The organism is Endozoicomonas sp. ALC013, assembly GCF_049310205.1.
Lineage (GTDB): Bacteria > Pseudomonadota > Gammaproteobacteria > Pseudomonadales > Endozoicomonadaceae > Endozoicomonas.
The window spans coordinates 1-6,696 of the sequence record NZ_JBLYNS010000201.1; the positions used below are offsets into that span (position 1 = coordinate 1).

At 51.4% G+C, this 6,696-nt stretch carries 3 protein-coding genes; all 3 read right to left on the minus strand.

Translation table 11 applies throughout. The annotated features are described in order from the left end of the window. The coding region (locus tag ACO6V1_RS21760) for a DUF1601 domain-containing protein (protein WP_422468511.1) at positions 1-1,794 on the minus strand (1,794 nt) is incomplete at its 3' end. Positions 1,795-1,899: 105 nt separating this feature from the next. After that, positions 1,900-5,406, minus strand: a complete 3,507-nt coding sequence (locus ACO6V1_RS21765; protein ID WP_422468513.1) for a DUF1601 domain-containing protein — start codon at positions 5,404-5,406, stop codon at positions 1,900-1,902. Between the two features lie 101 nt (positions 5,407-5,507). Next, a partial coding sequence (locus ACO6V1_RS21770) for a DUF1601 domain-containing protein (RefSeq protein ID WP_422468515.1) occupies positions 5,508-6,696 on the minus strand: 1,189 nt, incomplete at its 5' end.

The window sequence follows — 6,696 nt, forward strand, 5'->3', positions numbered from 1 at the left end:
GTTAAAATTGGCTTTCTGTGCGTTCACGTAGGGTAACAGCGCGGCCACGGTCTTTTTGAGCCCTGGTGTCCGCTCCTGCCCGTTATCCACCAGTTTCGCCATGGCCCACAGCAGGTTGGCGATTTCCTGTGGGTTAAAATTGGCTTTCTGTGCGTTCACGTAGGGTAACAGCACGACCACGGGCTCTTGGAACTCTGTTGTTTGCAACTGCCCGTCGTCCACCAGTTTCGCCATGGCCCACAGCAGGTTGGTGATAGCCTGTAGTTTAAAGTGAGCTTTCTGTGCGTTTACCTGGGGCAACAGCGCGGCCACAGTCTCTTTGAGTACTGGTGTTTGCTTCTGCCCGTTGTCCACCAGTTTCGCTATGGCCCAAAGCAGGTTGGTGATCCCCTGGGCAGTAAATTGGTCTTTCTGTGCGTTCACGTAGGGCAGCAGCGCGGCCACGGCCTCGTTGAGCTCTGGTGTCCGCTCCTGCCCGTTGTCCACCAGTTTCGCCATGGCCCACAGCAGGTTGGCGATATGCTGAGGACTAAACTGGTCATTCTGTGCGTTCACGTGGGGCAACAGCGCGGCTACGGTCTCGTTGAGCTCAGGTGTCTGCTTCTGCCCATTGTCCACCAGTTTCGCCATGGCCCACAGTAGGTTGGCGATACCCTGGACTTTAAACTGGGCTTTCTGTGCGTTCACGCGGGGTAACAGCGCGGCTACGGTCTCTTTGAGTTCTGGTGTCCGCTCCTGACCGTTGTCCACCAGTTTCGCCATGGCCCACAGCAGGTTGACGATATGCTGAGGAATAAATTGGTCTTTCTGTGCGTTCACGTGGGGCAACAGCGCAGCCACGGCCTCATTGAACTCTGGTGTCTGTTCCTGCTTGTTGTCCACCAGTTTAGCCATGGCCCAGAGCAGGTTGGCGATATGCTGAGGAATAAATTGGTCTTTCTGTGCGTTCACGTGGGGCAACAGCGCAGCCACGGCCTCGTTGAACTCTGGTGTATGCTCCTGCTTGTTGTCCACCAGTTTCGCCATGGCCCACAGCAGGTTGGCGATTTCTTGTGGTTTAAAGTGAGCTTTCTGTGCGTTCACGTGGGGCAACAAGGCGGCCACGGCCTCGTTGAACTCTGGTGTTCGTTCCTGCCCGTTGTTCACCAGTTTTGCCATGGCCCACAGAAGATTGGCGACAGCCTGGGGGGCAATATCCCTGGCTGGATGTTTTTGGTTGCAGTTAAATATTATTGCATCAAGTAGCGTTGACAATAAGGCCGCTTGAGTACGCTTAACTCGCGCATCCATGGGTTTATGAAGGGTAAACACACCCGCTGAAGTCAATGAGTGCATTGTTGTCGTCAGGCTTCGCCAATTCCAGCTCCGGGTTGCTGTGAAATTTTGCAGCAAACCCATCAGCTGGCTTTGTTCCCCTCGATTTAACGGTCTTTTAGCCGCTAACGTGTATTTTTTAACTGAACTGGCATATAGGCCGTGATCTCTCCCATCATAGCGATGACCGAAACGATGCGATTTCCTCACCAGATCATCCATTATTTCTGGTTTGATGAGGGCATTAAAATCTTGAGCAGAGTTTACTGAACGGTGCATTAAATATTGAGAAGGGCGTGTGGCAGAAGAATGGTGAAATTCATTACATCCCAGGGTAGAGCGGGGGTGACTATCCCGCTGTCTGACTGTGGCATGTCTATATCGCCCACGCCTTGAAGAAGGGGCATGGCCATTCGGTTGGTTGTAACCGTTATCTGATCTTGTGTATTGATCACTGATACCGGCAGAACTTCTATCCATAATTATATTTCATTAATTCATGAAAATATAAAAAGCAGACTGCTGTTCTGCCCAGAAGTTCATTGTGCGGCAAAGTTTACTTGAGTCATGATGGGAGGAAGGCGATTACTGGTTGTTTGTTTTCTTCCTCTTTGCCGGGTTGGTTTGCTCTGCTAAATGTTCTTCGGCAGTAACGTATGCAGCATCTGCCCACCCTCTTTTAAGTGAAACACAGCTATGACCCTGCGGCGGGATGCCTATCCTGATCTTTATTTGATCAATATATAGTTTCATTAAATCTTTCTTCAACAGCTGGTTAGTCGGGATTTCAATGACCTCAAATCCTGCTTTTTGCAACAGTGCGATTTTAAGCAGAGTTGAACCATTCCTGGTGTTGAAATCACCACCTACGTAATGATGCGGGCCCTGAACTTCAATCACCATGTTGTGATCTGGCAGAAGCAAGTCAACCGGAGGTAATGAGTTCAGACTCTTTTCTTCTTCAATCCTCAAAGATGGAATGCATGATTGGAGTTGATTGCGGAAGCTGGATTGACGTTTTGAAACGATTGTCTGGTAATGGGGAACGACCGGGCACTCTCTGCCAAGCCAACTTGCGGCCATGGCAATGATGCGTTGATCAACTTCATTGACTGGGAATGTATTTTCCAGGTGAGTAAACAGGTCATCCATGTGTTTTTCAAGCACGTTATTTTTATTGGCATTGGAGTCTAGAGCCAACCTGGCACAGCACACCATGACTCCCCAGAGAGACATCAATAGCTCTTGCTGAGAAAACTGAAGGTTCTCACTGATTCGATAGACAAGCGATTCGAACGAAGAGGTAGCCAGGTTCAGCTCAACGAGTTCACCCAGTTTGGCCGTGGCCCACAGCAGGTTGGCAATACCCTGGGCATTAAATTGGTCTTTCTGTGCGCTCACCCGGGGCAACAGTGTGGCCACGGCCTCGTTGAGCCCTGGTGTCTGCTCCTGCCCGTTATCCACCAGTTTCGCCATGGCCCACAGCAGGTTGGCGATATCCTGGGCATTAAATTGGTCTTTCTGCAGGTTCACTTGGGGCAATAACGCGGCCACTGCCTCGTTGAACTCTGGTGTCCGCTCCTGTCCGTTGTCCACCAGTTTCGCCATGGACCACAGGAGGCTGGCGATACCCTGGGGTTTAAAGTTAGTTGTTTGTACGTTCACGTGGGGCAACAGCGCGACCAGAGGCTCTTTAAGCACTGGTGTCCGATCCAGCCCGTTGTCTACCAGTTTTGCCATGGCCCACAGCAGGTTAGCGATACCCTGTGGTTTAAAGTTAGCTTTCTGTGCGTTCACGTGGGACAACAGCGCGGCCGCAGCCTCTTTGAGTTCTGGTGTATGCTCCTGTCCGATGTCCACCAGTTTTGCGATGGCCCACAGCAGGCTGGCGATACCCTTGGCATTAAATTGGTCTTTCTGTGCGTTCACGCGGGGCAACAGCGCGGCCACGGCCTTTTTGAGTCCTGGTGTGTGCTCCTGCCCGTTGTCTACCATTTTCGCCATGGCCCAAAGCAGGTTGGCGATTTCCTGTGGTTTAAAGTCAGCTTTCTGTGCGTTCACGTGGGACAAAAGCGCGGCCGCAGTCTCTTTGAGCTCTGGTGTATGCTCCAGCCTGATGTCCATCAGTTTCGCCATGGCCCATAGCAGGTTGGCGATACCCTGGGCATTAAATTGGCCTTTCTGTGCGTTCACGTGGGGCAACAGCGCGGCCACGGCCTGTTTGAGTCCTGGTGTATGCTCCTGCCCGTTCTCTACCATTTTTGCCATGGCCCACAGCAGGTTGGCGATACCCTGAGGAATAAATTGGTCTTTCTGTACGTTTACGTGGGGCAACAACACGGCCACAGCCTCTTTGAGCTCTGCTGTCCGCTCCTGCCCGTTGTCCACCAGTTTCGCCATGGCCCACAGCAGGTTAGCGATACCCTGTGGTGTAAAGTTGGCTTTCTGTGCGCTCACTTGGGGCAACAGCGCGGCCATGGTTTCGTTAAACCCTGGCGTCCACTGTGGCCCGTTGTCCACCAGTTTCGCCATGGCCCACAGCAGGTTGACGATACCCTGGGGCTTAAAGTTAGTTTTTTGTACGTTCACGAGGGGCAATAGGGCGGCCACGGCCTCGTTGAGCTCTGGCGTCTGCTCGTGTCCGTTGTCCACCAGTTTCGCTATGGCCCACATCAGGTTGGTTATTTCCTGTGGTTTAAAGTCAGCTTTCTCTGGGTTCACTTGTGGCAACAGCACGGCCACGACCTCTTTGAGCAGCGGTGTCCGCTCCTGCCCGTTGCCCACCAGTTTCGCCATGGCCCACAGCAGGTTGGCGATATGCTGAGCATTAAATCGGTTTTTCTGTGCGTTCACGAGGGGCAACAGGGCGGCCACGGCCTCGTTGAGCCTTGGTGTCCGCTCCAGTCGGTTGTCCACCAGTTTCGCCATGGCCCACAGCAGGTTGGCAATACCCTGGGCGTTAAGTTGGTTTTTCTGTGCGTTCAGGAGGGGCAGCAGGGCGGCCACAGCATCTTTGAGCCCAGGTGTCCGCTTCAGCCCGTTGTCCACCAGTTTCGCCATGGCCCACATCAGGTTGGTGACTTCCTGTGGTTTAAAGTGAGCTTTCTGTGCGTTCACGCGGGGCAACAGCGCAGCCATGGCTTCTTTGAGCCTTGGTGTATGCTCCTGCCCGTGGTCTACCATTTTCGCCATGGCCCACAGCATGTTGGTGATAGCCTGAGGAATAAATTGGTCTTTCTGTACGTTCACGTGGGGCAACAGAGCGAACATGGCCTCTTTGAGATCTGGTGTCTGCTCCAGGCCGTTGTCCACCAGTTTCGCCATGGCCCACACCAGGTTGGTGACTTCCTGTGGTTTAAAGTGAGCTTTTTGTGCGTTCACGTGGTGTAACAAAGCGACCACGGCCCCGTTGAACTCTGGTGTCCGTTCCTGCCCGTTGTCCACCAGTTTTGCCATGGCCCACAGCTGGTTGGCGACACCCTGGGCATCAATATCCCTGGCTGGAGGTTTTTGGTTGCAGTTAAATATTATTGCATCAAATAGCGTTGACAATAAGTTAGCCTGAGTAAGTTTAACTCGCGCATCCATGGGTTTATGAAGAGTAAATACACCCGCTGATGTCAATGAGTGAAGTGTTGTCGTGAGGCTGCGCCAATTCCAGCTCCGTGTTGCTGCGAAATTTTGCAGCAAACGCATCAGCTGGCTTTGTTCCGCTCGATTTAACGGTCTTTGAACAGCTGACGTGTATTTTTTAATTGAACTGGCATATTGCCCGTGATTTTTTCCATTATAGCGATGACCGAAACGATCCGATTGACTCAACAGATCATCCATTATTTCCTGTTTGATGAGGGCATTAAAATCTTGAGCAGGGTTTACTGAACGGCACTGTAGATGTTGAGAAGAGCGTGTGCCAGAAGAATGGTAAAATTCATTGCGACCCGGTGCAGTGCGGGGGGGATGATTCCATTGTCTGACTTTGGCATGTCTGTATCGCCCACGCCTTGAAGAAGGGGCATGGCCATTAGGTTGGGTGTAACCGTTATTTGATGTTGTGTATTTGCCACTGATACCAGCAGAACTTCTATCCATAATTATATTTCATTCATGAAAATATGAAAAGCAGACTGCTGTTCTGTTCAGAAGTTCATTTTGCGGAAAAGTTTACTTGAGTCATGATGGGAAGAAGGCGATTACTGGCTGCTTGTTTTCTTCCTCTTTGCCGGGTTGGTTTTTTCTTCTAAATGTTCTTCGGCAGTCACGTATGCAGCACCTGCCCAACCTCTTTTAAGTGATACAGAGCCATGCTCCTGTGGCGGAATGCCTATTCTGGTCTTTATTTGATCAATGTATGGTTTCATTAAATCCTGATTCAAGAGCCTGTTAACCGGAATTTCAATGACCTCAAATCCTGCTTTTTGCAACAGTGCGATTTTCAGCAGAGTCGAACCATTCCTGGTTTTGAAATCACCACCTACGTAATGACCCGGTCCCTGAACTTCAAGAACCATGTTGTGATCTGTCAGAAGCAGGTCAACCGGAGGCAGTGAGTTCAGACTCTTTTCTTCTTCAATCTTCAAAGATGGAATAGTTGATTGGAGATGATCGCGGAAGTCGGCTTGGGTATTTGAAATGGTTGTCTGGTAATGGGGGACGACCGGACACGCTCTGCCAAGCCAACTTGCGGCCAGGACAATGGTGCGTTGATCCTCTTCATTGTGCAGGAATGTATTTTCCAGACGGGTGAACAGGTCGTTCATGTGCTTTTCAAGCACGTTATTTTTATTGGCATTGGAGTCTAGAGACAACCTGGCACAGCATACCATGACTCCCCAGAGAGACATCGATATCTCTTCCTGAGAAAACTGAAGCTTCTCACTGATTCGATAGACAAGCGATTCAAACGTAGAGATAGCCAGGTTCAGCTCAATGAGTTCACCCAGTTTGGCCGTGGCCCACAGCAGGTTGGCAATACCCTGGGCATTAAATTGGTCTTTCTGTCCGTTCACGCAGGGCAACAGGGCGGCCACGGCCTCTTTGAGTTCTGGTGTCGGCTCCTGCCCGTTGTCCACCAGTTTTGCCATGGCCCACAGCAGGTTGGCGATATTCTGAGGAATAAATTGGTCTTTCTGTGAATTCACGTGGGGCAACAGTGCGGCCACGGCCTCATTGAGCTCTGGTGTCCGTTTCTGACCGTTGTCCACCAGTTTTGCCATGGCCCACAGCAGGTTGGCAATTCCCTGAGCATTAAATTGGTCTTTCTGTACGTTCACGTGGGGCAACAGCACGGTCATGGCCTCGTTGAGCCCGGGTGTCAGCTCCAGCCCGTTGTCCACCAGTTTCGCCATGGCCCACAGCAGGTTGGCGATATGCTGAGGAATA

Excerpts from the sequence above, each read along its gene's own strand:
- ACO6V1_RS21765 (WP_422468513.1), bottom strand. The coding sequence starts at position 5,406 with ATGGATAGAAGTTCTGCTGGTATCAGTGGCAAATACACAACATCAAAT.